General features: G+C 60.6%; 1 protein-coding gene. It reads right to left on the bottom strand.

Features of this window, described 5'->3' with window-relative positions; all coding sequences use genetic code 11:
* Positions 1 to 35: 35 nt before the first annotated feature.
* Complete coding sequence (locus J7355_RS17560; protein ID WP_209065051.1) at positions 36 to 1,277, bottom strand: IS256 family transposase; 1,242 nt, start codon at positions 1,275 to 1,277, stop codon at positions 36 to 38.
* Between the last annotated feature and the right edge of the window lie 108 nt (positions 1,278 to 1,385).

Genomic DNA, 1,385 nt, shown 5'->3' on the forward strand with positions numbered 1-1,385 from the left:
GAGTTACTGTCAAATCTGGTGTATGAGGAAAGAAGCTAGGCGGCTTTCCTGCTGAGTTGTCGCTCGTCTATTCCGTCGATGAATTGGATGCCATCAATGACATCGGCGAGTTGCTTGAAGCCGCGTAGCCGGCGCCAGCGTTTCTGAGCGCTCATCGCCAGCTGGTGGACCAACGCCAAGCCGCTCTTGGCGCTCACGCAATTTCGTGTGGCCGCGGTTCGCAAGCGGATCGTGGCAAAGGTGGACTCGATCGGATTGCTGGTACGCAAGTGCTGCCAGTGCGCCGCCGGGAAGTCGTAGAAAGCCAGCAGCTCAGCGCGGTCTTTTTGCAGGCACGCCGTGGCTTTCGGGTATTTGTCGTCGTAGATCGCAACAAACCGATCAAAGGCCTGCTCGGCGTGGTGACGTGTGTCAGCTTGCCATATTTCATGAAGATGGCCTTTGGCCTGCGGCTGTATCCGCTTGGGCAGCTTGTCGAGCACGTTCGCGGTTTTATGCACCCAGCATCGCTGGACCGCTGTCTTGGGGTAGACCTCGGCCAGCGCGGCCCAAAATCCCATCGCGCCGTCGCCGACGGCGAGCCTGGGCGCGACGACCAGCCCGCGATCACGCAGGCTCAACAGCAGTGCTCTCCAGCTCTCGGTCGATTCACGGAAGCCCTCCTCGATGGCCAGGAAGTGCTTGCGGCCGTGACTATCGCAGCCGATGACCACCAACACACAGCGCCGCTCGGCGGCGCGCACGTTGACGTAGATGCCATCCGCCCAGAGATACACCATCTCGTGGCCGCGCCAATCGCGCTCGCTGAACGTGTCGTACTCGTGCTCCCAGCCGGCTTTCAGGCGACTGATCGTCGATGCCGACAAGCCTTTGACCGAGTCCCCGAACAGCGCCTTGAGCGCTTCGTCGAAATCGTTGGTCGATACACCCTTGAGATACAGCCACGGTAGGACCGACTCCAGTCGGCGCGTCTTCTTCAAATAAGGCGGCAGCAATGCCGAGGAAAAGCGTCGGCCGCGTCCGGCGCGATCCCGCGTCTTGGGCAGCGCGACGGCGACCGGGCCAACCCCGGTGAGCACGTCACGTTCAGGCTGATAGCCGTTGCGCACCACAGCCCGCCGCCCGTCGGCGTCTCGGTCGGCATGCGTCTGCAGAAACGCATTGAGCTCGGCCTGAACGGCCTGTTTGATGATGCGTTGTGCACCATCGCGAACCAGATCGGACAGCGCGTCCGCAAAGGCTGGATCAGTAAAGGCAATCGTCGTATCGTCTCGCATGGTGGTGGCACCTCTTCTGTCGTCTGAAATCAGTGATTGGTCTTACTAATTTCAGCAGGTGGGTGCCGCCTCCTTCAATCGCTCATACACCAGAAATGAGCGTAGCTC

The organism is Endozoicomonas sp. G2_2 (genome assembly GCF_017744135.1).
Lineage (GTDB): Bacteria > Pseudomonadota > Gammaproteobacteria > Nevskiales > Salinisphaeraceae > Salinisphaera.